Raw genomic sequence first — 24,476 nt, 5'->3', positions numbered from 1 at the left:
CTTAGGTCGTTGCCTGGGTCGCCGAGTCACCGGCGGGGCGCCCGATGGCGTGGGGGCGCCCGGAATCGTGCACACCGCTGCGGCGGATAAAGGTCATCGCGCGGGTCTTGAGGCGCCACCCGTCGGCGGTTCGCACATAGGTGTCGCGATAGTAACCGATCCGCATGTCGTGACTGGAGTGGTCGATGAAGCACAGCGGTTGGGTTCCGCTGGCCGCGTCACCGTCAAGGTCGACCACCGCGGTCCCGGTGAGAAACAAGCCCTTTGGGGCCGCGGCCACCAGTTCCGGAAACCGGTTCAGGCTGTAGGTTTCGCCGAACGCGCTGTAGGTCCCGTCCGGAGTGAAGACGGCGACGAGACCGTCGATGTCTTGCTGGGTGATGGTCACCGCATAGCGGCCGAGCAACTGCTGGATCTCGACAAGGTCGTCAGTTCTCGTTGGCATAGACCTTGCCGCCTTTCATGACGAAGCTGACGCGCTGGGTAACAGTGATGTCTTCCAACGGGTTTCCCGGCACGGCGATGATATCGGCGAGCTGGCCTTGCGCCAGCCGGCCGCGGTCGCTCGAGTTGATGAGATCGGCCGCGGTGGTGGTGGCCGCGCGCAGCACCGCCAAGGGCGGCAAACCCCACTCCACCAGCGTGACGAGTTCGTCGGCGTTTTTTCCGTGCGGGATCGCCGGGGCGTCGGTCCCGACGGCGATTTTCACACCGGCCTTGTGCGCGGCCAAGATCGACGTGCGCGACTTCGGGAACATCTCGGCGGCCTTGGCCTGTAGTTCGGGCGGCGCGTGCGAGACGTCCATTCCTTCGGCCAGCCGCCGCGTGCTCACCAGGAAGGTGCCGTGTTCGACCATGCTGGCGATCGCCTCGTCGTCGATCAAGAAGCCATGCTCGATGCAGTCGATCCCGGCGGCGACGGCGTGCTTGACCGCATCGGCGCCGTGGGTGTGCGCGGCGACGCGCATCCCGCGCCGGTGCGCCTCGTCGACGATCGCGCACAGCTCTTCGTCCGAATAGTGCTGTGCGCCAGGGGGACCCGTCAACGACATCACCCCACCCGAACAGCAGACCTTGATCAGCTCGGCGCCATGCTTGATCTGATAACGCACCGCTTTGCGGATCTCGTCGATTCCGTTCGCGATGCCTTCCTCGATGGTCAGCTCCAACACGTGTGGCGAGAATGCGGCGAACATCGTCGGGTCCAGATGCCCGCCGGTCGGTGTGATCGCGTGCCCCGCCGGCACCACCCGTGGACCGTCGATCCAGCCCGCATCGATCGCCTTGCCCAGCGCGACATCCAGCAGGTATCCGCCGGTTTTGACGAACAGACCGAGGTTGCGCACCGTGGTGAACCCGGCGCGCAGCGTGCGGCGCGCGTTGCCGACCGCCCGCAACATGCGCGTCGGCGGGTCGTCCTGCACCTGGGACAGACCGGGTTTCTCCCCGCGACCACCCATGAGCAGGTTGACCTCCATGTCCATCAACCCGGGCAGCAGGATCTGATCGCCGAGATCGATGAGCTCGCCTTCCGGCTCGCCCCCGACACCGACGATCCGGTCACCCTCGATCCGCACAATGCCGGGCCGAACGATCTCACCGGCGTCGACGTCGAGCAGCCCGGCCGCCTTGAGCGTAAGCACGTGTCAGATCACCGGCTCCCGAAGCACTTCCACCCACGCCGCGCCGCTGTCGGGGACGCGCGGCTGCTTCCATGCCTCGATCGGGAACGACACCATGACCAATGATTGCATGATGTGCATCAGGGTCTTTGCGTCATCCGGCAGGTCGTTCAGCGGAAATTTGTCGCAGTAGGCGATCACGTCATTGAGCAACGGGAACGCGGCGTCGTAGAACTCCTGCATCTGAGGCATCGTCGAGGCGAGCCGCTTGGCGTAGCGCTCGGGCTCGGTGGCCAGGTCCCAATCCAAATAGGGCTCGAGGGCGGCGAATTCAGACGGTAGCGCCATTGCGCTGGTACTCCTTGACGTAGTTGGCGGTCGTGTGGTGCAGATGGCGGATCAGGACTTCCTGGTCACACAGCAGGAACTCCTTGACCGCCCGGGTCCCGATCATGGTCTGCGTCGCTTCCAACGTGTTGGCGTCCTGCAACGCATACTCCTTGAACGTCACCGCGGCCAACTCCTGGGCCAGGCGTTCCCGCGCATTGCGGGGCGGGACGAAATACAGCGTGGACTCGAAGATGTGCTTGTCCACCGCGGTCGGCCAGTAGTGATAGGTCAAGTACCAGCCCGGCTCCCAGATCAGCAGCATGAAGTTCGGGTAGAACAGCCACGAGTCGATGCCCCACTGCGGCACCCGCTTGACGTTGACACCCGAAGGCAGGTCAAGCTTTTCGATGATCTCCGGCTTGTCCCACGGGCCGAACAACCCGCTGCGCAACACCTGGTCCATCGGCTTGACCATGGACATGTCCGGGGGCGGCGCCTGACCACCCCAGGTCGACTGCAGGCTGTGCGGACCGGCCAGCTCGTAGTGCAGCGCCTCGTAGCCGAACTTCTGGATCTTGGCGGCTTCTTCCTTGGTGTACTGCCCCTGGTGCAGGATCGGCGCGTGGTAGAACTCGACGAACGCGTCGATGAACAGCTTCCAGTTGCTGCCGACCTCGGCCCGGTAGGAGTAGGCCTCCGTCATCTCGCCGAAGGGGTACCCCTCGATGCTCTTGGCCAGCGGCCCAAGGTAATCGGTGAGCGGCGCCGCGTTGTCGTCGAAGTTGATGAAGATGAAGCCTTCCCACACCTCGCAGCGCACCGGCGCCAGCCCGTAGTCGCCCTTGTCGACGTTGAAGAACTCTTCTTCCTGTTGGATGAAGGTCAGGTCACCGTCGAGGTTGTAGCGCCAGGCGTGGTACTTGCAGGTGAACTGCCGGCAGGTGCCGGAGGTCTCCTCGTTGGGAAAGTCGTTCCACACCAGCTTGTTTCCGCGGTGGCGGCAGACGTTGTGATACGCCTTGACCGACCCGTCCTTGGTCTTGACGATGATCACCGACGTGCCCTTGCCGGCCGCCGGCAGTTCCCTGGTGAAGTAGCTGCCGGTGCGGGGGAGTCGGTTGACCCTGCCGACGTTCAGCCACATCCGCCGGAAGACCGCGTCGCGCTCGGCTTCGAAGAACGCGGGATCGATCGAGTCGGTGTAGTCAACCGGCTCGGTGCCCAGTTCGGGATAGTTTTCTGTCCAGCTGCCGGCGGCTGGCTTGGGGAAGTGCGGCAACGGTCTTACTCCTCTTACTCGACGTTGGTAGCGGCTGGGGCGGCGTGCTCGGGCTGGATGCCAAACGTGTTGAAGGCCATGGCCAGCAGGGCGTAGCAGCCGACCGTGAAGACGAAATCCATGCGTTGCTGGTCGTTGAGACGCTCGCCCAGCGCCGCCCACGTGTCGTCCGAGAGCTCCGACTTCTCGTCGAGCTCGTCGACCCCGGTGATGACGGCCTGGTCGAACTCGTCGAGGGCCTCTCCGCGCTGCAAAGCCGCGATCTGGTCCTCGGTGATCCCTTCTTCCTTGGCCATCCTGACGTGGTGGGACCACTCGTAGGCAGACTGCCGGCGGTGGGCCACCCGCAGGATGGCCAGTTCGCGGATGCGCGGCGGCAGCGTGGACGACACCAGTAGGTGGACGTTGAATCGAAGGAACGCCTTGGCCAGCGCCGGGTGGTGAGCCAGGGTGGACAGCGCGTTGTTGGTGTCCGCTTCACGCATGGCCGAGAGGGCCTGCTGGGTAGCCTCGTCCCACTGATCGGCGGGGAGCGGCCGCAAGCGCATTAGCAGTGTCCTCTCGGTGAAAGAGAATTAGATTCTCATTTGCAACTAACAGACTGGCACGAAACGTGTGCCCGGTCAATGCCGGCGTGTCGCCCCGGCGCAAGTCCGGTCACCGCGTGGTCCGCCGGGCGGTCGGGACGGCTGCTTTCCTGAATAAGGGGGTCGGGCCATCGCGCCGGTGCGTCGCGCCAGGTATTACCTCACGGCATCGCGGCTCGGTGGCGCGAAATTCGCCGTTTCCTTCGGTCGCTGGTCAGGCGGGTGCGGGCCGGCTCAGCAACCGATGGATGTTGATTCTCGCCAGGCGAGAAGATAGTTTTCACTTTAGTGATCTTGGCACGGGACAGCGATTCGCCGAGGCTGTGATCGATTCGGTGGAACCGACGAAAGGGACGGCCATGAACAAAGAAGACATGATTCTGATCAGCGTCGATGACCACACCGTCGAGCCGCCCGACATGTTCAAGAACCATCTGTCGAAGAAGTATCAGGACGATGCGCCCCGCCTGGTGCACAACGCCGACGGTTCGGACATGTGGAAGTTCCGCGACACCGTCATCCCCAACGTGGCGCTCAACGCCGTGGCCGGTCGGCCCAAAGAGGAGTACGGCATCGAGCCGACGGGGCTCGACGAGATCCGGCCGGGTTGTTACAACGTGGACGAGCGCGTCAAGGACATGAACGCGGGCGGCATCCTGGCCTCGATCTGCTTCCCGTCGTTCCCCGGCTTTGCGGGGCGCCTGTTCGCCACCGACGACAACGACTTCTCGATTGCGCTGGTGCAGGCCTACAACGACTGGCACATCGAAGAATGGTGCGGCGCCTATCCGGCGCGGTTCATCCCCATGGCGATACCGGTGATCTGGGACGCCGAGGCGTGCGCCGCCGAGGTGCGCCGGGTGTCCAAGAAGGGCGTGCATGCGCTGACATTCACCGAGAACCCGGCCGCGATGGGCTACCCGAGTTTCCACGACGACTATTGGGCTCCGTTGTGGAAGGCGTTGTGCGACACCGACACCGTGATGAACGTGCACATCGGATCGTCGGGCCGTCTGGCCATCACCGCGCCCGATGCGCCGATGGACGTGATGATCACGCTGCAGCCGATGAACATCGTGCAGGCCGCCGCGGACCTGTTGTGGTCCAAGCCGATCAAGGAGTACCCGGACCTGAAGATCGCGCTGTCCGAGGGCGGAACCGGCTGGATCCCCTACTTCCTAGAGCGCGCGGACCGGACCTTCGAAATGCACTCCGCCTGGACGCACCAGGACTTCAAGGGCAAGCTGCCCAGCGAGGTTTTCCGCGACCACTTCCTGACCTGCTTCATCAGCGACAAGGTTGGCGTGGCGCTGCGCAACATGATCGGCATCGACAACATCTGTTGGGAAGCCGACTACCCGCACAGCGACTCGATGTGGCCGGGTGCGCCGGAAGAGCTCTGGGATGTCTTGTCCCTCAATGGCGTTCCCGACGACGAGATCAACAAGATGACCTACGAGAACGCTATGCGCTGGTACTCGTTCGACCCCTTCACGCACATTTCGCGCGAACAGGCGACCGTCGGTGCGCTGCGCAAAGCCGCCGAGGGGCACGATGTGTCCATCAAGGCCCAGGGCCACGACAAGGACAGCCGAGGCGGCTCGTCCTTCGCGGATTTCGCGGCCAACGCCAAGGCCCTTTCCGGCAATAAGGACTGATCTGGCGAGCAGACGCAGAATCGCACTGTTCGGGAGGAATTCGTGCGATTCTGCGTCTTCTCGCGCTGAGGACGAGGAGTGCCACCAGTGGCTGGAATGAACTTTGAGCTGACCGATGACCAGGAACTGATCCGTCGGTCGGTCGCGGAATTGGCGCGCAAGTTCGACGACCAGTACTGGATGGAAAAAGACCAGGCGCACGAATTTCCGACCGAGTTCTACCGCGCCATCGCCGACGGCGGCTGGTTGGGAATGACCATCCCCACCGAATACGGCGGCCATGGCCTCGGAATCACCGAAGCGACAATCCTGCTCGAGGAGGTCGCCAAATCCGGCGGTGCGATGAACGCCGCCAGCTCGATCCACCTGTCCATCTTCGGCATGCAGCCGGTGGTGGTGCACGGCTCCGATGAGCTCAAGGCCCGAACGTTGCCCGCGGTCGCGACCGGCGAGGTGCACGTCTGCTTCGGTGTGACCGAACCTGGTGCGGGGCTTGACACTTCCCGCATCACCACGTTTGCCAAGCGTGACGGCGATCGCTACATCGTCAACGGTCGCAAGGTGTGGATCTCCAAGGCGATGGAGTCCGACAAGATCCTGTTGCTGACCCGAACCCAAAGCTATGACGAGGTCACCAAGAAGACCGACGGGATGACGCTGTTCCTCACGGACCTCGACCGTAGCCGAATCGACATCCGCCCGATCCGCAAGATGGGCCGCAACGCCGTCAGCTCCAACGAACTGTTTATCGACAATCTCGAGGTGCCGGTCTCCGACCGAGTCGGCGAGGAGGGCAAGGGATTCCAGTACATCCTCGACGGTCTGAACCCGGAGCGGATGCTGATCGCGGCCGAAGCCCTCGGTATCGGCCGGGTGGCGCTGGAGAAGGCGGTGAAGTACGGCAACGAGCGTGAGGTCTTCGGCCGGCCCATCGGGATGAACCAGGGCCTGCAGTTTCCGCTCGCCGATTCCCTGGCCCGGCTCGATGCGGCCGAGCTGATGCTGCGCAAGGCCACCTGGTTGTATGACAACGGCAAATCCTGTGGGCGCGAGGCCAATACGGCCAAATACCTGTGCGCCGACGCGGGCTTCACCGCCGCGGACCGGGCGTTGCAAACCCACGGCGGCATGGGTTACGCCGAGGAATACCACATCACGCGCTACTTCCGTGAGGCCCGGCTGATGAAGATCGCGCCCGTGAGCCAGGAGATGATTTTGAACTTCCTGGGCGCCAACGTCCTGAAGCTGCCGAGGAGCTACTAAGCACTGACGGCGAACGTGCAGCCACGGCGAATTTTTGGCGAGTTTTTCGCCCTCAGTACACGCTCGGCGATCATGGGATAGTTGGGCGCAGCGATCGGAGTAGAGATATGCGTGAAACAGTCATCGTCGAGGCCGTCCGCACTGCGGTCGGCAAGCGCAACGGCGCACTTTCCGGCATGCACGCCGCCGACCTGGCCGCGGTCGTCCTCAACGAACTCGTGGAACGCACCGGCATCGGCCCCGAGATCGTCGACGACGTGGTGTGGGGCTGTGTCTCCCAGGTGGGCGACCAGTCCAGCAACATCGGCCGCTATGCGGTGTTGGCCGCCGGCTGGCCGGAAAGCATTCCCGGGACCACCGTCAACCGCGCCTGCGGTTCCAGCCAGCAGGCGCTGGACTTCGCCGTGCAGGCGGTGATGTCGGGTCAGCAGGACGTCGTCGTGGCCGGCGGCGTCGAGGTCATGAGCCGAGTCCCACTCGGTTCGGCACGCGCCTCCGGCATGCCCTATGGCCCGAAAGTGCTTGCCCGCTATGACGATTTCTCTTTCAATCAGTGCCTGTCGGCGGAGATGATCGCCAAGAAGTGGGGCTTCTCCCGCACCCGGCTCGACGAATACAGCGTCGAGTCCCACGAGCGTGCGGCCGCGGCCCAGGACGGCGGCGCGTTCACCGACCAGATCGTGCCGGTATTCGTCGACGGGGCCGAGAACAACGTCGTGGCCGCCGACGAGGGCGTGCGGCGCGGAAGCAGTGTGGAGAAGCTGGCCGCGCTCAAGCCCGCCTTCGCCGAGGACGGCGTAATCCATGCCGGCAATTCCTCGCAGATCTCCGACGGCGCCGCCGCGTTGTTGGTGACCACCGCCGAGATGGCGGTCGAGCTGGGCCTGACCCCGATCGTGCGTTACCTGGCGGGCGCGGTGACCGGGGCGGATCCGGTGCTCATGCTCACCGGGCCCATCCCGGCGACCGAGAAGGTGCTGAGCAAGGCCGGCGTCGCGCTGTCCGAGGTGGGCGTGTTCGAGGTCAACGAGGCCTTCGCCCCGGTGCCGTTGGCGTGGCTGGCGGAGACCGGCGCGGACCCCGCCCGGATGAATCCGCTGGGCGGTGCCATCGCGCTGGGACACCCGCTGGGTGCTTCGGGCGCGGTGCTCATGACCCGCATGGCGTATCACATGCGCGACAACGGGATTCGTTACGGGCTGCAAACCATGTGCGAGGGCGGGGGCACCGCCAACGCGACGCTGGTCGAGCTCGTCAGCTAGCCACACCCACTCTCGCGAGAACCACTCCCGCGGTGACCCTTGTCACAGCGGCCAAACTAACTTACTGTGTGTTCACTAGGTTGGTTGAGCCCGCCGATCGTGCCCCATTGCTTCAGGAGTCCATTTGGCCGTCGCCCGGCGTTACGACACGCTCCTCGCCAAGGGTGAGGACCGCAAGCAGCGGATCCTCGACGTCGCCCAACGCCTCCTCACCCGCAACGGCTGGCGTAACACGACGCTCGCCCAGATCGCCGGTGAAGCCGGGGTCACCCCGGCGGGGCTGCTGCATCACTTCGAATCGAAGGAGCAGCTGCTGCACGCGGTCTTGGACGCGCGTGACCTCGACGACGATTCCCATGCCGACCGCGCCGGCGATCTCCTCGTCGAGATCACCCGGGTCGCCGACCGCTTCAGTCGGGCACCGGACATGGTGGGCACGTTCACGGTCTTGCTGGTCGAGAGCATTCTTCCCGAGGCGCCGTTGCATGACCGCATGCTGGCCCGCCACCGCGCCGCGACCGACATCGTCATCGACCTCATCCGTCGCGGTCAGGCCGAGGGCCGGTACCGCGAAGACATCGACCCCGCCCTCAAGGCGATAGAAATTCTCGCCTTTGTCCACGGAATGGAAACCACATGGTTGCTCGATCCTTCGATACCGCTACCCGAGGTGTTCAAGCAGTACGCCGAGACGCTGGCGCGGGACTTCGCGCCGCCGAAGAAAACCGCGACGACATGAGATACCGGCTCGACGTCGTCGCCGCCACCGTCATCGACGTGGTGAGATTCGCCGGCGGCTGGCTCTTCGACCGGTCGATGGCGGGATGGGACGTCACCGTGCTTTTGATGGATCTGGCGGACCAGCCCGACGCCCGGCCCCTGCAGATCGTCGGGGCCCGGGTGCTCGACCTTGAGGACGCGCTGGCATCGGCGCATTCGCGCCCCCGCCCGCAGGCCCTGGCGGCCGCGGCCGACCTGTTCGGCTGTGATCCGCGGGTGCGCCAGGGCGTCCTGCAGGCCCTCGATCACGGCGTCACCGAGGTCACGCTGTGGGGCGAGAACTGGCCGTCCGAACTCGACGACAGCGTCGGCCTGGTGCAACACCAGCTGAGCACGGCCGCGCAGACGTTCAAGGCCAAGGCCCTGGCGGCCGCCTCGAATATCGGAGGGGCGCCGCCGATTCCGGTGGGCCACGTCGAGACCTTCCGCAGTGGGCTGTTGGCGTGGCCGTCGGTCGCCGCCGATCTGGTGCCCGCCAGCTGACCGGCTGTCCCGGGGCAAAGCGCTCGTTTGGCCGTGCCGGGCCGGACCCGCGTTGACGATCACCGTGCCCCTATGGAAATGTAATACTCATCTGCGAGAGGCACGTTCTCACTCGCCGAGATTCAAGGAGCAGGGGATGACGAGGGAATTCTCCGAGTTGGATTTCTTCCGCGGCAGCGAGCTCATCGAAGACCCGTACCCCTACTACGAGGCGCTGCGTCAGCGGTGCCCCGTCACGCGGGAGAGCCATCACGACGTCACCATGATCACCGGCTGGGACGAGGCCTGCGCGGTGCTCAACGACGCCGAGACGTGGTCGTCGTGCATCTCGGTGACCGGGCCCTTCCCCGGCTTTCCGGTGCCGCTCGAGGGTGACGACGTCACCGAGCTGATCGAGCGGCATCGCGACGAGCTGCCCTTCAGCGACCAGCTGCCCACGCTCGACCCGCCGACCCACACCAACCACCGCTCCCTGCTGATGCGGCTGATCACCCCGAAGCGCCTCAAGGAGAACGAGGACGCGATGTGGGCGCTCGCCGACCAGGCGCTCGACGAGTTCCTGGCGCCCGGCCACGGCGAATGGATCAAGGGCTTCGCCGGGCCCTTCACGCTGCTGGTGATCGCCGATCTGCTGGGCGTCCCCATGGAAGATCGCGACAAATTCATCAAGGGCATCCGCGAGCACTCGGGTGGCGGCGTGGGCGGCACCGGCAAGGAATCGCTGGCGCACAGCCCGCTGGAATTCCTCTACGGCCTCTTCTCCGACTACGTGCGGGACCGTCGCCGCGAGCCCCGCGACGACGTGCTGACCGGCCTGGCGACCGCCACCTTCCCCGACGGCTCGATCCCGGAGGTCGAGGACGTGGCGCGCGTGGCGGCCAACGTCTTCTCGGCCGGCCAGGAGACCACCGTGCGGTTGCTCGGTGCCGCGCTGCAGACGTTGGGGGAGCGGCCCGACGTCCAGGCGCAGTTGCGCAAGGACCGCAGCCTGCTACCCAATTTCATCGAGGAGTCGCTGCGCCACGAGAGCCCGGTCAAGGGCGACTTCCGGATGAACCGGGTGCCGGCCACCGTCGGTGGGGTCGACCTGCCGGCGGGCAGCACCGTGATGATCGTGCAGGCGGCCGCCAACCGCGACCCGCGTCGCTTCGAGGACCCCGCCACGTTCGACCCGGCGCGCAAGAACGCCCGACAGCACATCTCCTTCGGCCGCGGAATTCACAGTTGCCCGGGCGCGCCGCTGGCGCGGGCCGAAACCCGGGTGGCGCTCGAGCGGCTGCTCGACCGCACGACCGACATCAGGATCAACGAGGACAAGCACGGTCCGGCGAATGACCGCCGCTACCAATATGTTCCGACGTACATCCTGCGCGGTCTGACCGAACTGCACCTGGAGTTCACGCTGGCATGAAGGTCTGGGTAGACGATCAGCGCTGTCGCGGTCACGGGATGTGTCTGACACTGTGTCCCGACGTGTTCAGCCTGACTGACGATGGCTACGCCGTGGCGATAGATGCCGATGTCCCAACGGAATTGGAAGCTGACGCCCGGGAGGCCATCCAGTGTTGTCCCGAGCAGGCGATCAGCGAAAAGTAACTAATACACAGGCAGGCAAGGAGATTCGGCGTGGCAAAAGGTTATGTCATCTTGACCGAGGCGATCAAGGACCCGGAGGGCATGAAGGCATACGCCCAGGCAGCCGGATCGGCGATGAGCGGTGCCACGGTTCTCGCGGTGGACACCGCCCCCAAAGTCATCGAAGGCGACTGGCACGGCGACCAGACCGTCGTCCTGGAATTCGAATCGGTGGATGCCGCGCGCGCCTGGTACGAGTCCGAGGGCTATCAAAAGGCGGCCAAACTGCGCCAGGCGGCGGCCGACTGCAACGCGGTCATCCTCTCCGGATTCTGACCGCTACTCTCCGACGATGGAGATCGCCTGCCGAGGGCACTGACGGACGGCCTCGCGCACGTCCGCCTCGTTCTCCGGTGTGACTTCTTCCTGGTGGACGGTCAACATGTCGTCGTCGCCGAGCTCGAAGATGTCCGGGTTGATGCCCATGCAGACACCGTTGCTTTCGCAGAGTCCCCAATCGACTTCGATCTTCTTCGTCATCGTGGCCCCCTCAGCGAAGTACCTTGACGGGCACGTTCTTCCAGCCCGCCACATTTTGCATGGTCACCCGTTTACATCCCGCCAAGTTGACCTCGTAACGCGGCATGAAGTCGAGCAGCCGCTCCAGCGCGATCCGGCTTTCCAGGCGGGCCAGCGCGGCGCCCAGGCAGCTGTGGATCCCGTACCCGAGCCCGAGGTGCTGCGCCTCGGTGTGATCGCGCTCGATGTCGAACGTGTCGGCGTCGGTGAAGGCCTCCGGGTCGCGGTTGGCCGCGGCGCCGCACAGGAACACCGGTTTGCCCGCCGGAATGACGCCACCGCTGACGTGGGCCTCTTTGAGGGTGTAGCGGACGTTGTATTGCACCGGCCCCTCGTAGCGCAGTAGCTCTTCGACCGCCCCGGGAATCTTGTCCCGGTCCTCCTGCAGCTTCTGCCACTGGTCGGGGTGGTTGGCGAAGATCACCGCGGCGTTGCCCATCAGTTTGGTGACGGTCTCCGCGCCCGCGCCGCCCAGAAGGGTTGCGAACCCGCAGATCTCGATGTCGTCGAGCTTGCGCAGCTGGCCGTCTTCGCCGGGAATCTCGGCGGCGATCAGCCGGCTGATCATGTCGTCCTGCGGCTCCAGGCGCCGCTCCTGGACCAGGCTGAAGTAGTACATCGCCGTGTCGATGTTGGCCTGCACGCCCGCTTCGCTGACCTCGATCTGGCCCGGCTCGTGGTGCAGGCTGGTGTCGATCCAGTGCCGGACCTGCTGGCGGTATTCCTCGGGCACACCGGCCATCCGGGTGATGACCTCCACCGGGAACGGCCCGGAGAAGTCCTGAACGACGTCGAAGTTGTCGGGGTCGACCGCGCCCAGGTACTTGTCGATCACCTCGATGATCGTCTCGCGCTGCGATTGGATCGCCCGGGGAGTGAACGCCTTGTTGAGCAGGCTGCGCATGTGGCGGTGCTCCGGAGGATCCATGAAGATGATCGACTTCTGCTCGGGGGCAATGCCCCGCCGCACCATCGCCAGGTCGCAGCCGCGCGCCGAGGAATACGTCTCGAAGTCCTTGAACGCGGCCGCCACATCTTCATGGCGGGTCAGCGCGTAGAAGTCCTCTTTTTCGTCGTAATACAGGGGCGCGTCTTCGCGCATCCGCCGATAGATGTCGAACGGGTTGTTGAAGTAGTCCTCGGAGTACGGATCGAAGACAACCTTCGGTTTTGTCACTGAATCCTCCTCAGCGGCGAGGTCGGGCTGAAACCTTTACAGCGGAGTCCCCGACTGTAACGCTAACGGTAATACCTTCGTGACGAACCGGAAAGACCAAAACGCTGGCATCTCAAACCTTCTTCGCGACGTCGATCGTCGTGAGGACGTCGTCCAGCGCGCCCAGTCCGCCGCCCAGTTCCGCGGCGATGTCGCGGACGACGGCCACGTCCTTGCCGACGAAGTCGCCGGTTACCTCGATGAACGACGCGACGGACCCGCTTGCCGCGACGAGGCTCAGCACGCGACTGCTCGCGCTGCCTCGGCCCAGCGCGCTCAGCAATGTCGATTCGGGCACGCCGAGCCGCTCGCCCAGCCGGACGGCCTCCGCGAGCAGCCCGATCTGTCCCGCGAAGAGAGCGTTGTTGACCAGCTTGACCTTCTGGCCGGCGCCGACGGGCCCGACGTGCAGGACCGGATCCCCGTAGCAGGCCAGCAGCGGTCGCACCCGGTCAACCGCCGCCCCGGCGCCGCCCACGAACAGCGTGAGCCGGCCGGCCGCGATGTCGTGCGGGCCTCCGCTGATCGCGGCGTCGACGACGTCGACGTGATCGGCGCGCGCGGCGATGGCCTCGACGGTGTTGGGGCTGGCGGTGGTGTGCACCACCAGCGCCGAACCCGGCGGCATGGCCGGCAGCAATCCGCTGTCCAGGCACACCTGGCGCGCCTGCTCGTCGGTGAACACGCAGAGCACCACCACGTCGGCGTGCGCGCCGGCGTCGGCCGCCTCCGGTACGGCGCGCGCGCCGAGTTGTTCTAGTTCGCGGCGCTTTTCGGCGGTCCGGCCCAGGGCGTGGACGTCGTGGCCGGCGGCGACCAGACGACTTACCATGGGGCGGCCCATCCGCCCCGCGCCGACGAATCCGACTCTCACCGTGGATTGCCCATGAGGCGCAGCGCCGCGTCGGCCGCCTCGAGCACGGCGCCGCCGTCGGCCCCGGCCTGCTCGGCAAGGTCGACGACCAGCCGGACGTCCTTCTGCAGCAGCCCGCCGGCCACACCGGCCAGCCGATCCAGCCCGCCGATGCCACCAAGGGCGTTGAGCGCAAAGCTATTTCCACTGCTGCGGGAGACGACCTCGGTGAGTCGCTCCGGGGTGACACCCAGCGCGTCCGCCAGCGACAGCGCGGTGGCCGCCGTGGCGAGGTTGGCGGTGAACAACAGGTTGTTGAGCAGCTTGGTGGTCTGCCCCGAACCGAGCTCGCCGAGATGAACGACCGGATCGGCATAGGTCTCGAACACCGGGCGGCAGCGTTCGACGGCCTCGGTGTCGCCGCCGGCCATCACCAGCAGGCGGCCTTCGGCCGCCGCTCCGCCGCCCCCGCTCACCGGCGCATCGACGATCGAAACACCGACCGCCCCAGCCCGCTTCGCGAGTTCTCGGCACGTCTTGGGGTGCACCGTGCTGTGCACCGCGATGATGCCGCCCGGCTGCATTGCCGCGAGCAATCCGCCTTCGCCGCCGGTGAGTTCGTCGATGTCGGCGTCGCCGACGACGCAGAGGCAGACCAGATCGCTGGCCGCGGCCAGTTCGGCCGTTGAACCTGCGATCGTGGCCGGGGTGTCGGCGAACGCCTCCAGGGTCACGGGCCTGCGCGCCCACAACGTGGTGGGGTAGCCGCCCTCGGCGATGCGCCGCGCCATGGGCCCGCCCTGACTGCCCAACCCGATGAATCCGACGCGCATCAACCGGCCTCCAAATCGGGTTCGTCATCGGGCGAGCGTGACACCACAGTCACGTTCGGGTCCGAAGGTGACTGTGCGGTCACGTTCGACGAGCCGGGCGAATCCGCACGGGCGCCCACGCATTCGTCCGCGAACGCCAGCACCTTGGCGTGGTAGTCGGCCGCCGTGTGGCCGAGGCTGATGTTGTGTCCCGCATCGGGCTGTCGGTGAACGGTGAACCGCGGCGCCGCGGAGAACAGCTCCGCGATCTCCTCCATCGCCGAAGTGTCGTTCTGCCAGACCTTTTCGTGCTCGGCGATGCTGAAGTGCACCGGTACACGCACGGCCGGGGCCAGCGCCGGGAAATCCCGGCGCGCCCAGTTCGACACCATCCGGTCCTCGTAGGACGGCGCGGTCGGGGAGACCGTGGCCCCGTTGAGAACCTCGGGCGGATACAGGTTTTCGGGTTGCCACAGCAGGTCACGCAATCCCGCGGGACGACGTTCGCGAGTCGCCGTCTTCAGGATGTCCCGGGCCGCGGGGTGATAATGCCGGCCGGTCCCGGCCAGTTCGATGCCGAGCAGATCCGCGCCGCGCCCGGCCCCGCCCTCGGCGGCCATCCGCATGACGAGTTCGCAGCCGCCCGAATGGCCCATCAGGAACAGCCCGGCACCGCGCGGCTTCTGCCCGAGGATGCGATTCAGCGCCCCGTACGCGAGATCAACCCGCTGCTCGGGTTCGGCCATCGCCTCCGGATAGGGGGCCGAACTGCCATAGCCCGGCCGGTCGAGGGCGACGACCGTGAATCCCGCTGCGGCGCCGGCCCGTAACAGTGACGACGAAGGGTGGCCGGGGCAATCGAAGTAGACGGCGGTGGTGCCGCCCCCGTGGATGGCCACGATGACGGCCTTCGGGTCGGGGGCTTCCGCGACGATCGCCGACATGGGCACCCCGTCGACGATGACGAGCCGGGGACGGGGGTGGGCACTCATGCGCCGCCCCTCATCGCTTCGCTCTGCATCGTCGCTGGCGGTGCTCACCGGTCTGCTCGCAGCAGGATCACGCCGCTGGGAGTGAGGCCGCCACTGCTGACGACGCCGACGCGGGCGTCGGCGACCTGGCGGTCACCGCCCTCCCCGCGCAGCTGGGTGACGGCTTCATGCAGCAGACCCATGCCGTGGGTGCGGCCGTGCGAAAGCTGCCCGCCGTGCGTGTTGAGCGGGAGTTGGCCGTCGCGCGCAATGTTCTTGCCGCCGTCCAGGAATTCCCTGGCCTCACCGATTCCGCAGAATCCGAGCGCTTCGATCCAGGACAGGCAGTTCATGGTGAACCCGTCATACAGCTCGGCCACGTCCACGTCGGCGGGTCGCAGCGAGGTCCGCGTCCACACGTGCGCCGCCTGGCCCAGCACCTGCGGCTCGTGGGTGAGAGTGCTTTGGTCCCAGTCGATTCGCTCGACAATCTGCGTTCCCACCGCCTCCACCAGCACGGGTGGCTTGGCCAGGTCGCGGGCGGCGTCAACGGCGGAGACGATGACGGCGATCGCCCCGTCGCAGGGCACGTCGCAGTCGTAGAGGCCGAACGGCGTGGTGATCGGCCGCGCGTCGAGATAGTCCTCCATCGTCATCGGAGACCGATAGACCGCGGTCGGGTTGAGTTCGGCGTTGGCTCGCTGGTTCAACGCGATCCAGCCCAGCGTCTCTTTGGTGGTGCCGTAACGGTGAAAGTGCCGCTGCGCGTTCATCGCCAGGGTGTGTGCCGCAGAGGTCGCGCCGAATGGCATCTGCCAGCCCGACATCCGGCCCATCGTCGGGGCGATCTTGCCCTGCTTCATCAGCTCGCCGTGGGTGGCTTCCCACAGCGTCCGGAAGCACAGCACGTGACGCGCCAATCCGCCTGCGACAGCGAGCATCGCGCCGATCACGGAGCCGCCCGGGCCGAACGTCTCCATGGCGCCGTTGTGCCATGTCGGCCGAATGCCCAGCGCGGCCTCGAGTGCGGTGACGCCGCCCTCCCCGAATCCGCCGACGTTGATCGCGCCGGGGTAGGTGGACAGGCCGTCGATGTCGGCGATCGTCAGTCCGGCGTCGGCGATGGCCGCCTCGCAGGCCTGCACGGTCAACGCCAGGGGCGGCCGCATCAGCCGACGCCCGATGGGCGACATGCCGATTCCCGTGAGGGCGACCTTGTCCTCGAACTTCTCGGTCGTGAGCATGGGCCGGACGTATTCGCCGAAGCGGTCGGGCGCGATCTCGTCGACCGGCAGCCGGCCGGGCTCGGCGTCGGTGACGGGCCGAAACAGCGGAAACCACACGTCTTCGACCTGCTCGAAGACGACCTCGACCTGCTGGCCGAGTTCGAGCTTGTCGGGATCGCATTCCACGATGTTGGTGGTCAGCCGAACCCGGGGGTCTTCATCGATCGCGACCTGGGCGACCACGTACGGCGCCGGCAAGCCGGGCAGGCTGAACCGGTGGTTGATGGTGAATCCGGCGAGGGTCGCCCTGCCCGAGACGGCCCGCACCCCGATATCCAATGAGCGGCAGTACCGGCAGACCGGCGCGGGCGGATGGATCAGCGATTCGCAGCTCTTGCATTCCTGCAGCCGTAGCTTTCCGTCGGCGCCCGAAGTCCAGAAGAACTCGTTCTCGGGCGTGACCAGGGGCAATGGGCGGCCGGGTGCTGCTGACACGTCACCTCCGGTGCGTCACACGGCCAACTCGGTAGGGCCGTTATACGAATCGGAGAATCACGTTATCACTTGCGAGCAGGCACGATCTAGACCGCAGCCTGCCGTGCGAGCACCGTCAGTACGGCACCCAGGTGCCGGTGAAATAGGTACCCCATTGGTGAAAGCCGGCATTCCACATCGGTTCGTTCGGTGACCACGACGGCCGCGGCGGAGGGGGCGGCGGCACATCCTGCGCCGCGAACGGCGGCGCGTATTCCGGCGGGGCGGCGTACCAGTCCGGCGGCGGCGGCGGCGGTTTGCACTCTTCGGTCGTCCGATTCCACGACATGTTGCGGTCGCACTCCGCCGAGCCGATCGCCGGGGTTGCGATCACCCCGACCGCCATCGCCGCGAAGGCGACCGCGATGACGGCGGTCAGGCGACGAACAAACCACTGCATGGGGGCCTCCCACTGGGCCATTCCGACCTTGGCGGGTTCAGCTTATGCCGTTGATACCGCCACGACCAGGGGAAAGTTCCTCCGCGGACGACACGACATCGAGCGCGCCCTGCCGTGGCATTTCGCTTCGGCCGAGAGTTATGCTCCAAGAGCGTTATCAAGTACTTAACATTCGGAGGCCTGGTTGCTCGAAGCGGAGAAGATCCTGATCACCGGGGCGACGGGCAAGATCGCGTTTCCCATCGCGCGCGCCCTGGCGGTTGCGGGAAACGAGGTGTGGGGCGCCGCCCGCCTGAAAGATGCCGCGGCCCGGGACAAACTCGTCGAGGCCGGCATCAAACCCGTCGCGCTGGACGTCGGTGCCGGCGACTTCTCCGGTCTCCCCGAGGATTTCACCTACGTCTTTCACGCGGCGGTCGACCCCGGCGCAGACGACTGGGGCCACTGCGTCGAAACCAATGCGCAGATGTCGGGCGAACTGCTCTACCACTGCCGCACCGCCAAGGGCTTCGTGTTGTGCTCGACCGGTTCGATCTACGCCTACCAGGGACAGCGCCCCTTGACCGAGGCCGATCCGCCGGGGGTGCCGCTGCGCGCCAACTACAGCTTCTCCAAGGTTGCGGCAGAGGCGGTTTGCACGTGGATCGCCAGGCATTTTCACATTCCGCTGACCATCATCCGGATCTGTTCGACGTACGGTCCCCAGGGCGGCGCGCCCGCCGACCGCCTCGATGCGATGCTGGCGGGCAAGCCCATTCGACTGCACCCCGAAAAGCCGAACAACTACAACCCGATCTATGAAGACGACTACGTGGAACTCGGCATCCGCGCCATGGAAGTGGCCGCGACGCCGCCGGTCGTGGTGAACTGGGCCGGCAGCGAAACGGTCAGCGTCGAGGATTACTGCACCTTCATGGGTGAGTTGATCGGTGTCGAGCCCATCTTCGAATACACGCCCGACGCGCACACGCCGTTATGGCCGGACGTCACCCACATGCATGAGGTGCTCGGCCGCACGAAGGTGCCGTGGCGTGAGGGCTTCCGCCGCATGATCGCGGCCCGCCACCCGGAAATACCGCTGCCCCAGCATGATTCGACGTGAACGTGAGGACGAACGCGATGCATCTACCCGGCACACCCTCGGATGAGGTCACCGAGGTCCTTGCCACCGGCGACGGCGGGATCAACACCCTGTTCGTGTCCATGGCGACCCGCCACCCCGACGGTAAGGATGCCGAGTACCTGCGCTGGCACACCCTTGACCACCGTCCGGAACAACACCGTCTGGCCGCGGTGCGCGCCTCGTTGCGCCTGGTGTCCACCCCGGCGTGCCGCTCCGCGCGTGCGTTGACCGACGGGCCGTTGAGCGCCGTCGACCACGTGATGACCTACTTCTTCGCCGACGCCGCCGGCCTGCACGATTTCAACGAATTGTCCACCGCCCTCGGCAATGCCGGCCGCAAGCTGCCCTTGCTGCCCCCGGTGGAGCGCGGCGTGTACGACGTCCAGCGCAAGGCGTCGGCGCCCGGAATCAAGGCCGGGTCGGACGTGCTGCCCTGGTTGCCCGCGCGGGGCGTGTACCTGTTGGTCGAACGCGGATCGGCACCGGCGCACCGGCTGCTCGAAGTCGACGGTGTCACCGGCGTCTGGTCCGCGCTATCGCGTCAGGTCGACGCCGAACTGGCCAGCGCTCAGGGCAATCAGTCGATCACGTACTGCTTCTTGGACGACGATCCGGTCGTCACCGCCGATCGGATGCGGGCGGTGCTGTCCGACCGCTGGGCCGATGGCAGTGTCGAACCGCTGTTCGCCGCACCGTTTTTCGCGGTGGTGCCCTACGAGTGGGACCGATATGTCCCTTAGGCAAGGGGAGTCGAGGGTCGCATGCGCATCGGGTTGATGATTGGCTCCGACAAGGAGCGCTCACGTGCCGACCGGCTCGCCGGGCTGATCGACGACGGCGCCGGCGCCGAAACCGCCGGCTTCACCGCGTTCTGGATCCCCCAGGTGCCCGGCTACCTCGACGCGATGACCGCCGTGACGCTGATCGGGCAAGCGACCGATCGCATCGAAATCGGGACGGCGGTCGTCCCGATTCAGACGCGCCATCCGATGATCATGGCGCAGCAAGCCTTGACCACGCAGATCGCGTGCGGCGGGCGGTTCACGCTGGGCATCGGTCCGTCACATCATTGGATCGTCAACGGTCAACTGGGACTGCCCTACGATCGCCCGGCGCGGCTGATGGGCGACTACCTCGAGGTGCTCGCCGCCTCGTTCGGCGGGCCCGGCACCGTTGAGGTGGACAACGAAAGTTATTGCGTCCATTCGCCGGTGGACGTCACGGACGCCTACGGCATGCCGGTCTTGCTGTCGGCGCTGGGACCGGCGATGCTGCGACTCGCGGGCGAGCGCGCGGGCGGCACCGTTTTGTGGATGGCCGACGAGCGAGCAATCGGGGACCACGTCGTCCCCCGCATCACCGCGGCCGCGACCGGCGCCGGCCGGCCCGCGCCACGAATTGTCGCCGGCGTTCCCGTCGCACTGTGCTCGGCCAGCGAGACGGCCGATGCCCGCGCCTACGCCAGCGAGGTGCTCGGGCACGCGGATTTCTCGCCGAACTACGTGCGGCTGTTGGAACACGGCGACGCCGAGGACGTCGGCGATACCATGGCGGCCGGTGATGAGTCGACGATCCTCGCGCGGCTGTGCCGCTACCGTGATGCGGGCGTCACCGACCTGGCGGCGCGAATTGTGCCACTGGGCAAGGATGTCGGTGAACGAGCCGAATCGCGGCGCAGGACCCAGGAGTTCCTGTCGTCGCTGTGTCCGGAGTTGTGATCAGCGTGCCGGCAGGCCCAGGACCCGCTGGGCGATGATGTTGCGCTGAATCTCCGACGTGCCACCGGCAATGGTGCCCGCGTAGCTGCTGATGTAGCGGGCGAACCAGCTGGCGGTGAAAAGGTCGGGGGCGTAAGGGTTGTACGGGGCCGTCAACGCCTTGGCGCACAATCCGTCGACGCCGGCCGCGTCCAGCGCGTGCCGCAGCGCGCTCTGCTCGGCTTCCGAACCGAAGACCTTCAGCACCGACAAAGCGGCCACGTCGACGTCCCCGCGGGCCGCGCGCCCCAGCGCCGCCGAACCGAGCAGCCGCAGCGCGTAGTAGTCCATCACGATGGTGGCGTAGTGGTCCGCGTTCACCTCGTCGGCCGGCCGGTAGTCCTCGAGCAGCTGCTCGAGCCGGTTCGCGAACGCCATCCACATCAGGGTGCGTTCGTGGCCGAGCGATCCGTTGGCGACCCGCCATCCGCCGTTGAGCGGGCCGACCAGGTTGCCCGCCGGTACCCGGACATCGTTGAAGAACACCTCGTTGAAGTCCAGCTCGTCGCGGTCATAGACCGAGGCGAAGGGGCGGCGCTCCACCCCCGGGGTGTCGGTCGGGATGAGCAGCGCGCTGATCCCCTTGTGCCGGGGCGCATTTGGATCGGTGCGAACGAACGTGAGAATGACGTCGGCGTCATGGGCGCCCGAGGTCCATACCTTCTGCCCGTTGACCACGAAGTGCTCGCCCACCAACTCGGCTTTTGTCCGCAGCCCGGCCAGGTCGGAGCCGGCTCCGGGTTCGCTCATACCCAGTGACGCGGTCTTGTCGGCCCGCAGAATCGGGACGGCCCAGCTCTGCTTTTGCTCGTCGGTCCCGAAGGACAGCAGCGACGCCGCGATGATGCCGACGCCTTGGGGGTTGAAGCAGTGATAGATCCGGCGCCGCGAGAGTTCTTCGCGGTGCACGAACTGTTGCAGGATGTTGGCCTTGCGGCCGCCGAATTCCGGCGGGTTCCCGGGCAGCAGCCATCCGTGGTCGAACTGGAGCCGCTGCCAGCGGCGCGACCATTCGGGCACGTGTGAGGTCGACGAAGGGCGCTCCGCGGCCTGCGCCTCTATGGGCAGATGTTCGGCGAGGAAGGCGACGAACTCCGCGCGGAAGGCTTCGACTTCGGTGTCAAAGGTGAGTTGCATGTTGCTAAAAACCGGGCCCGCAGAAGTTCATCGCGTGAAACCCCATTCCGCCTCGTTCTCTTCGGTTTTGAGATTCGCGGCCGGATCTGAGGCATCGGTGAGTGGCGGCTGGGGGGCGCGGGAGGTGCGCTGACCGATTTCGGTGATGGCGTGCACCGGGCAGTCCAGCAGCGCCCGCATGACCGCATCGCGGTCCGCCTCCGCCACCGTGCCGTCCCCGATGAGGGACGCGTACCCCCAGTCATCCAGCGAGAAGTATCCCGGCGCGTGTTTGGCGCAAATGCCGAAGCCGTCGCAAACAGTGCGGTCCAGACGGATTTTCATGCCTGCCTCACAGCTTCCGCCTCGTAGGGACGGTCGGCGTGGAATGCGCCGCGGGCGCAGTCCGGGCACGCGCCGTCGAGGTGCGCACCGACTTCGTCCGGGAACTGGTCGAGCAGGCTGGCGGCCACGTTGGTGGCGGCATCCAGGGTCGCGCAGGCCCCGCGCCCGCGCAGCACCACCGACCAGCGGCGCAACCGCTCGACGTCCTCTGTGGTCGCGGCGCCATCACGCAGGGCGCCGGCCGCCGCGGCCATCGCCGCCGTCCCGTTGAAGCAGGAGCCGCATTGGCCGGCGTTCTCGCGGTCGAAATAGGCCAGCACCGACGCCGCCACCGCCACGGGGCAGTCGTCCGTGATGACCGAGATCGCACCGCAGCCCAGGCCGCTGCCCACCCGTCGCATCGTCTCGTGGTCCAGCGTTGTCTCCAGCACAGAGCGGTTGAGCAGGCCGGCGAAATAGCCGCCCATCAACGCGCCCCGCACTTGGTCGGCCGGAACACCGTGCAGGGCAAGCAATTCGGTGAATGGTAGCCCATGGGGAAGCTCGTAGAGGACCGGCGGCCGCCCGGCCCCGGTGATGGTGGCCAGGAAGGTGCCCGGCGATAGCGGCGTGCCCTGCGCGCGGAACGCCGCCGACCCGTGGCGCTGTAGGTAGGGCAGGTTGGCCAAGGTCTCGACGTTGCTCACCAAGGTGGGCCGGTCATCGACGCCCGCCTCGAATGGGCGGGGCGGCTTGTCCGTTGGCTTGGCCGGGCCGCCGTTGATCGCGCGGACCGCGGCGGTCTCCTCACCGGCCACGTAGCCGGCCGGCACGCTCAGCATGGTGATCGTCACGCCGAGCGTGTCGGGACCCAGTTCGCCCAGTGCGGTTTCGACGCTGTGCGCCGATTCCGGGTCCGACACATAGATATAGGCGCGGTCGGCGGCGACAATGGTCGCGGCCGACCGCAGTCCGTCCAAGACCAGGTGCGGGCGGTTGCGCAGCAGCCAGCGGTCCTTGATCGAAGCCGGTTCTCCCTCTTCGCCGTTCGCGACGACGACGGGGCCGCCGGTGTCCGCCATCAGGCGCCCGTTCTCGCGGACCGTGCGCAATTTCACCGCGAGCGGGAAGGCCGCGCCGCCCCGGCCGACCAGTCCGCTGGCCTCCACCTCGCTCAGCAACGCGTCGGTATCGGTCAGCGGTTGATAGCCGCCGGTTTGCTGATAGGCGGCCAGGTCTTCCCGGCCGGACTGCTCGGGCAGCAACCGCGGTGAGCACCCGGCGGGCACGGCGGTGGTGGTTGTGGACTGAGTGGTGTTCAAAGCTGGCCTGCCATCGTCTTAGTTAGGCTTGCACACATGCGAACTGCCGTGGTGCGTGTCAACGTCGACCCGGAAAGCGGGCTCACGCCCGCACAATTACGTGATGGCATGGCAGCTCTCCACGAGCTCGCGGCCGCGGTGGGCGCCGAGGTGGTCAAAAACGACCTCGCCACCATGCCGGTAAGCCGACGCGAGGTCGAATTGCTCATCGCGGCCGAAGACGGTGGCGCCGCGCAAAAAATCGCAATCGATGTGTGCGCCAGAGCGTTTGGCACCGCCCCCAACCCGGGCGTCATCACCTTCGTCAGCCGGGGTACCGACGACGACGCGCACGGGGTGCTGTCCGCGTTCGGGCTCACCGGTGACATCGAGCGGACCCCGGGCGACGACGGCTTCGACATCGTTCACGTGACGCTTCGTGAGAAAGACCTCGAACGCATTCCGGAAAGCCGAGTGCACACGGCGCTGGAGGCGTCGCTCAATTGCGAGGTCCACATCCGCACCAGGTAGGAATCTCACAGAACGACGTAGCGCCATTACGAGCCCAGGAACTCGAGGATCGCCGGTGCCGCCTGCACCCACGTGTCGAACATGTTGAAATGCTGCACCCTGCCCGCGGCGCGGTCTTCGGACGCGCGCTCCCAGGCGTCCTCCGGCCAGGGCGGATCAATGAGCTTTGATCCCTTGATCAAGCAACTGACCTCCAGCGACGTCCGCTTGGGGTGATCCATGTCGTTCTCACCGCCACGAATGATCAACGTGGGCACCTGAATCCGGTCGAACATCTCGTCCTCGACACCCGGAATCGTCTGTCCCGGCTTCGAAACGAATGCGTTGAGCCAGCGCAGCATGACCTTGAGGAACTCGCCGGAGTCGAAGTCGAGGAACCGCTGTTTGTTGTCCGGGTTTTCCTCGATGCGCTCGCGCCATTCCTGGACCTTGACCACGCCGTCCATGCCGGTGCCGCGCACCGCGAGAATGCTGGGAACGATGTAGAAGGAGCCGAGCACGAAGGTCCCATAGATGCCACCGACGATGTTCCACACCACGAGCTTGGTGACCACCTCGGGGTAGAGCATCGTGGTGAGCATGGAATCCCGTGCCCCGCCGGAGCCTCCGGCGAGAATGCAGCGCTCGAAGCCCAAGCCCGTCACCAGTTTGTGCAGCGTCTCGGCGCGCATGTGGGACTCGCTTTGCCCGTAGAACTGCACGTCTGAGGTGCCGCAATTCGGCCGATCCCACAACAGCACCCGATAGCCGCCCGCGACCAGGGCATCGGCCAGCGGACGCAGACCGGGGATCTCCATGCTGAACCGGCCGCCCGGCGTCAGAGCAATGAGATCGCCTGAGTCACCGAGGATTTCGTAGACGACATTTCCCCCGTTGATCTCGATAGAAGGCACC

Annotated in this window: 28 protein-coding genes; 12 read left to right on the top strand and 16 right to left on the bottom strand. The window is 66.3% G+C overall.

The features are described from left to right. Position 1: 1 nt before the first annotated feature. The 5 genes from JF781_RS12780 to JF781_RS12760 are packed head-to-tail and all read right to left on the bottom strand — an operon-like array spanning position 2 to position 3,779. Positions 2 to 445, bottom strand: coding sequence for a nuclear transport factor 2 family protein (locus JF781_RS12780; protein ID WP_225327433.1), 444 nt, complete (start codon positions 443 to 445; stop codon positions 2 to 4). Continuing rightward, complete coding sequence (locus JF781_RS12775; protein ID WP_225327432.1) at positions 429 to 1,643, bottom strand: amidohydrolase family protein; 1,215 nt, start codon at positions 1,641 to 1,643, stop codon at positions 429 to 431. The genes JF781_RS12780 and JF781_RS12775 overlap by 17 nt, the downstream gene beginning before the upstream one ends. Positions 1,644 to 1,646: 3 nt before the next feature. Beyond that, the gene (locus JF781_RS12770) at positions 1,647 to 1,970 is read right to left on the bottom strand and encodes a hypothetical protein (protein WP_095576547.1); all 324 of its coding nucleotides are present in this window, start codon (positions 1,968 to 1,970) and stop codon (positions 1,647 to 1,649) included. Next, entirely contained in the window at positions 1,954 to 3,231 is a 1,278-nt protein-coding gene (locus JF781_RS12765) for an aromatic ring-hydroxylating dioxygenase subunit alpha (protein ID WP_225327431.1), read from the bottom strand. The genes JF781_RS12770 and JF781_RS12765 overlap by 17 nt, the downstream gene beginning before the upstream one ends. Before the next feature lie 14 nt (positions 3,232 to 3,245). Further along, the gene (locus tag JF781_RS12760; RefSeq protein WP_225327430.1) at positions 3,246 to 3,779 is read right to left on the bottom strand and encodes a carboxymuconolactone decarboxylase family protein; all 534 of its coding nucleotides are present in this window, start codon (positions 3,777 to 3,779) and stop codon (positions 3,246 to 3,248) included. A 398-nt stretch (positions 3,780 to 4,177) separates the two neighbouring features. On the opposite strand from JF781_RS12760, the gene JF781_RS12755 reads away from it, so the two are divergent. The 8 genes from JF781_RS12755 to JF781_RS12720 all read left to right on the top strand — a co-directional run bounded on the left by JF781_RS12755 (position 4,178) and on the right by JF781_RS12720 (position 11,175). After that, complete coding sequence (locus JF781_RS12755) at positions 4,178 to 5,476, top strand: amidohydrolase family protein (RefSeq protein ID WP_225327429.1); 1,299 nt, start codon at positions 4,178 to 4,180, stop codon at positions 5,474 to 5,476. A gap of 96 nt (positions 5,477 to 5,572) precedes the next feature. Beyond that, a complete protein-coding gene (locus JF781_RS12750) occupies positions 5,573 to 6,739 on the top strand; it encodes an acyl-CoA dehydrogenase family protein (protein WP_225327449.1) in 1,167 nt (388 codons plus the stop codon). Between the two features lie 107 nt (positions 6,740 to 6,846). Continuing rightward, on the top strand, positions 6,847 to 8,001 hold the full coding sequence (locus JF781_RS12745; RefSeq protein ID WP_225327428.1) for a thiolase family protein: 1,155 nt from the start codon (positions 6,847 to 6,849) through the stop codon (positions 7,999 to 8,001). Positions 8,002 to 8,125: 124 nt separating this feature from the next. Continuing rightward, positions 8,126 to 8,740: a TetR/AcrR family transcriptional regulator gene (locus JF781_RS12740; protein ID WP_225327427.1), complete on the top strand. Its 615-nt coding sequence runs from the start codon at positions 8,126 to 8,128 to the stop codon at positions 8,738 to 8,740. Further along, positions 8,737 to 9,264, top strand: coding sequence for a hypothetical protein (locus JF781_RS12735; RefSeq protein ID WP_225327426.1), 528 nt, complete (start codon positions 8,737 to 8,739; stop codon positions 9,262 to 9,264). The genes JF781_RS12740 and JF781_RS12735 overlap by 4 nt, the downstream gene beginning before the upstream one ends. A gap of 136 nt (positions 9,265 to 9,400) precedes the next feature. Continuing rightward, positions 9,401 to 10,675, top strand: a complete 1,275-nt coding sequence (locus JF781_RS12730; RefSeq protein WP_225327425.1) for a cytochrome P450 — start codon at positions 9,401 to 9,403, stop codon at positions 10,673 to 10,675. Continuing rightward, entirely contained in the window at positions 10,672 to 10,860 is a 189-nt protein-coding gene (locus JF781_RS12725) for a ferredoxin (RefSeq protein WP_225324042.1), read from the top strand. Before JF781_RS12730 ends, JF781_RS12725 begins: the two co-directional genes overlap by 4 nt. A gap of 30 nt (positions 10,861 to 10,890) precedes the next feature. Further along, a complete protein-coding gene (locus JF781_RS12720) occupies positions 10,891 to 11,175 on the top strand; it encodes a DUF1330 domain-containing protein (RefSeq protein WP_225324041.1) in 285 nt (94 codons plus the stop codon). Positions 11,176 to 11,178: 3 nt separating this feature from the next. Here JF781_RS12720 and JF781_RS12715 read toward each other — a convergent pair whose 3' ends face one another. From JF781_RS12715 to JF781_RS12685, 7 genes are all read right to left on the bottom strand, one after another. Further along, positions 11,179 to 11,379, bottom strand: a complete 201-nt coding sequence (locus tag JF781_RS12715; protein ID WP_007777398.1) for a ferredoxin — start codon at positions 11,377 to 11,379, stop codon at positions 11,179 to 11,181. 10 nt (positions 11,380 to 11,389) lie between these two features. Next, the gene (locus JF781_RS12710; protein ID WP_225327424.1) at positions 11,390 to 12,595 is read right to left on the bottom strand and encodes a cytochrome P450; all 1,206 of its coding nucleotides are present in this window, start codon (positions 12,593 to 12,595) and stop codon (positions 11,390 to 11,392) included. A 112-nt stretch (positions 12,596 to 12,707) separates the two neighbouring features. Then, on the bottom strand, positions 12,708 to 13,508 hold the full coding sequence (locus tag JF781_RS12705; protein WP_225327423.1) for an NAD(P)-dependent oxidoreductase: 801 nt from the start codon (positions 13,506 to 13,508) through the stop codon (positions 12,708 to 12,710). Beyond that, positions 13,505 to 14,320 carry an NAD(P)-dependent oxidoreductase gene (locus JF781_RS12700; protein WP_225327422.1) on the bottom strand — a complete coding sequence of 272 codons (816 nt, stop codon included), beginning with the start codon at positions 14,318 to 14,320 and terminating at the stop codon, positions 13,505 to 13,507. Before JF781_RS12700 ends, JF781_RS12705 begins: the two co-directional genes overlap by 4 nt. Beyond that, entirely contained in the window at positions 14,320 to 15,291 is a 972-nt protein-coding gene (locus JF781_RS12695; RefSeq protein ID WP_225327421.1) for an alpha/beta hydrolase, read from the bottom strand. The genes JF781_RS12700 and JF781_RS12695 overlap by 1 nt, the downstream gene beginning before the upstream one ends. A 44-nt stretch (positions 15,292 to 15,335) precedes the next feature. Beyond that, entirely contained in the window at positions 15,336 to 16,991 is a 1,656-nt protein-coding gene (locus JF781_RS12690; RefSeq protein ID WP_225327420.1) for an OB-fold domain-containing protein, read from the bottom strand. A 115-nt stretch (positions 16,992 to 17,106) separates the two neighbouring features. Then, positions 17,107 to 17,430, bottom strand: a complete 324-nt coding sequence (locus JF781_RS12685; protein ID WP_225327419.1) for a hypothetical protein — start codon at positions 17,428 to 17,430, stop codon at positions 17,107 to 17,109. Positions 17,431 to 17,614: 184 nt separating this feature from the next. Here JF781_RS12685 and JF781_RS12680 point away from each other — a divergent pair, with 184 nt between their 5' ends. From JF781_RS12680 to JF781_RS12670, 3 genes are read left to right on the top strand one after another with little or no spacing between them, the layout of a single operon-like run. Continuing rightward, a complete protein-coding gene (locus JF781_RS12680; protein ID WP_225327418.1) occupies positions 17,615 to 18,532 on the top strand; it encodes an NAD(P)-dependent oxidoreductase in 918 nt (305 codons plus the stop codon). Between the two features lie 17 nt (positions 18,533 to 18,549). Then, positions 18,550 to 19,293, top strand: a complete 744-nt coding sequence (locus tag JF781_RS12675) for a hypothetical protein (RefSeq protein WP_225327448.1) — start codon at positions 18,550 to 18,552, stop codon at positions 19,291 to 19,293. A 21-nt stretch (positions 19,294 to 19,314) separates the two neighbouring features. After that, complete coding sequence (locus JF781_RS12670) at positions 19,315 to 20,271, top strand: LLM class F420-dependent oxidoreductase (protein WP_225327417.1); 957 nt, start codon at positions 19,315 to 19,317, stop codon at positions 20,269 to 20,271. Here the strand turns inward: JF781_RS12670 and JF781_RS12665 are convergent, their stop codons facing one another. Genes JF781_RS12665 through JF781_RS12655 form a run of 3 tightly spaced genes read right to left on the bottom strand, consistent with a single transcriptional unit; the run spans position 20,272 to position 23,072 of the window. Next, positions 20,272 to 21,447, bottom strand: coding sequence for an acyl-CoA dehydrogenase family protein (locus JF781_RS12665; RefSeq protein WP_225327416.1), 1,176 nt, complete (start codon positions 21,445 to 21,447; stop codon positions 20,272 to 20,274). A 27-nt stretch (positions 21,448 to 21,474) separates the two neighbouring features. After that, on the bottom strand, positions 21,475 to 21,771 hold the full coding sequence (locus tag JF781_RS12660) for a ferredoxin (RefSeq protein WP_225327415.1): 297 nt from the start codon (positions 21,769 to 21,771) through the stop codon (positions 21,475 to 21,477). Next, positions 21,768 to 23,072, bottom strand: coding sequence for an NADH-ubiquinone oxidoreductase-F iron-sulfur binding region domain-containing protein (locus tag JF781_RS12655; protein WP_225327414.1), 1,305 nt, complete (start codon positions 23,070 to 23,072; stop codon positions 21,768 to 21,770). Before JF781_RS12655 ends, JF781_RS12660 begins: the two co-directional genes overlap by 4 nt. 36 nt (positions 23,073 to 23,108) lie before the next feature. Between JF781_RS12655 and JF781_RS12650 the strand changes: the two genes are divergently transcribed. Then, the gene (locus tag JF781_RS12650; RefSeq protein ID WP_225327413.1) at positions 23,109 to 23,582 is read left to right on the top strand and encodes a hypothetical protein; all 474 of its coding nucleotides are present in this window, start codon (positions 23,109 to 23,111) and stop codon (positions 23,580 to 23,582) included. 26 nt (positions 23,583 to 23,608) lie between these two features. On the opposite strand, the gene JF781_RS12645 is transcribed toward JF781_RS12650, so the two are convergent. Next, positions 23,609 to 24,475 (bottom strand): alpha/beta fold hydrolase, encoded by an 867-nt coding sequence (locus JF781_RS12645; protein ID WP_225327412.1) that lies wholly within the window; start codon positions 24,473 to 24,475, stop codon positions 23,609 to 23,611. Position 24,476: the final 1 nt, after the last annotated feature.

It is taken from the genome of Mycobacterium sp. WUMAC-067, from assembly GCF_020217485.1.
Taxonomy (GTDB): Bacteria; Actinomycetota; Actinomycetes; order Mycobacteriales; family Mycobacteriaceae; genus Mycobacterium.
Note: the sequence above shows the minus strand (reverse complement) of the source record. Positions and strands in the feature narration are given on the sequence as shown.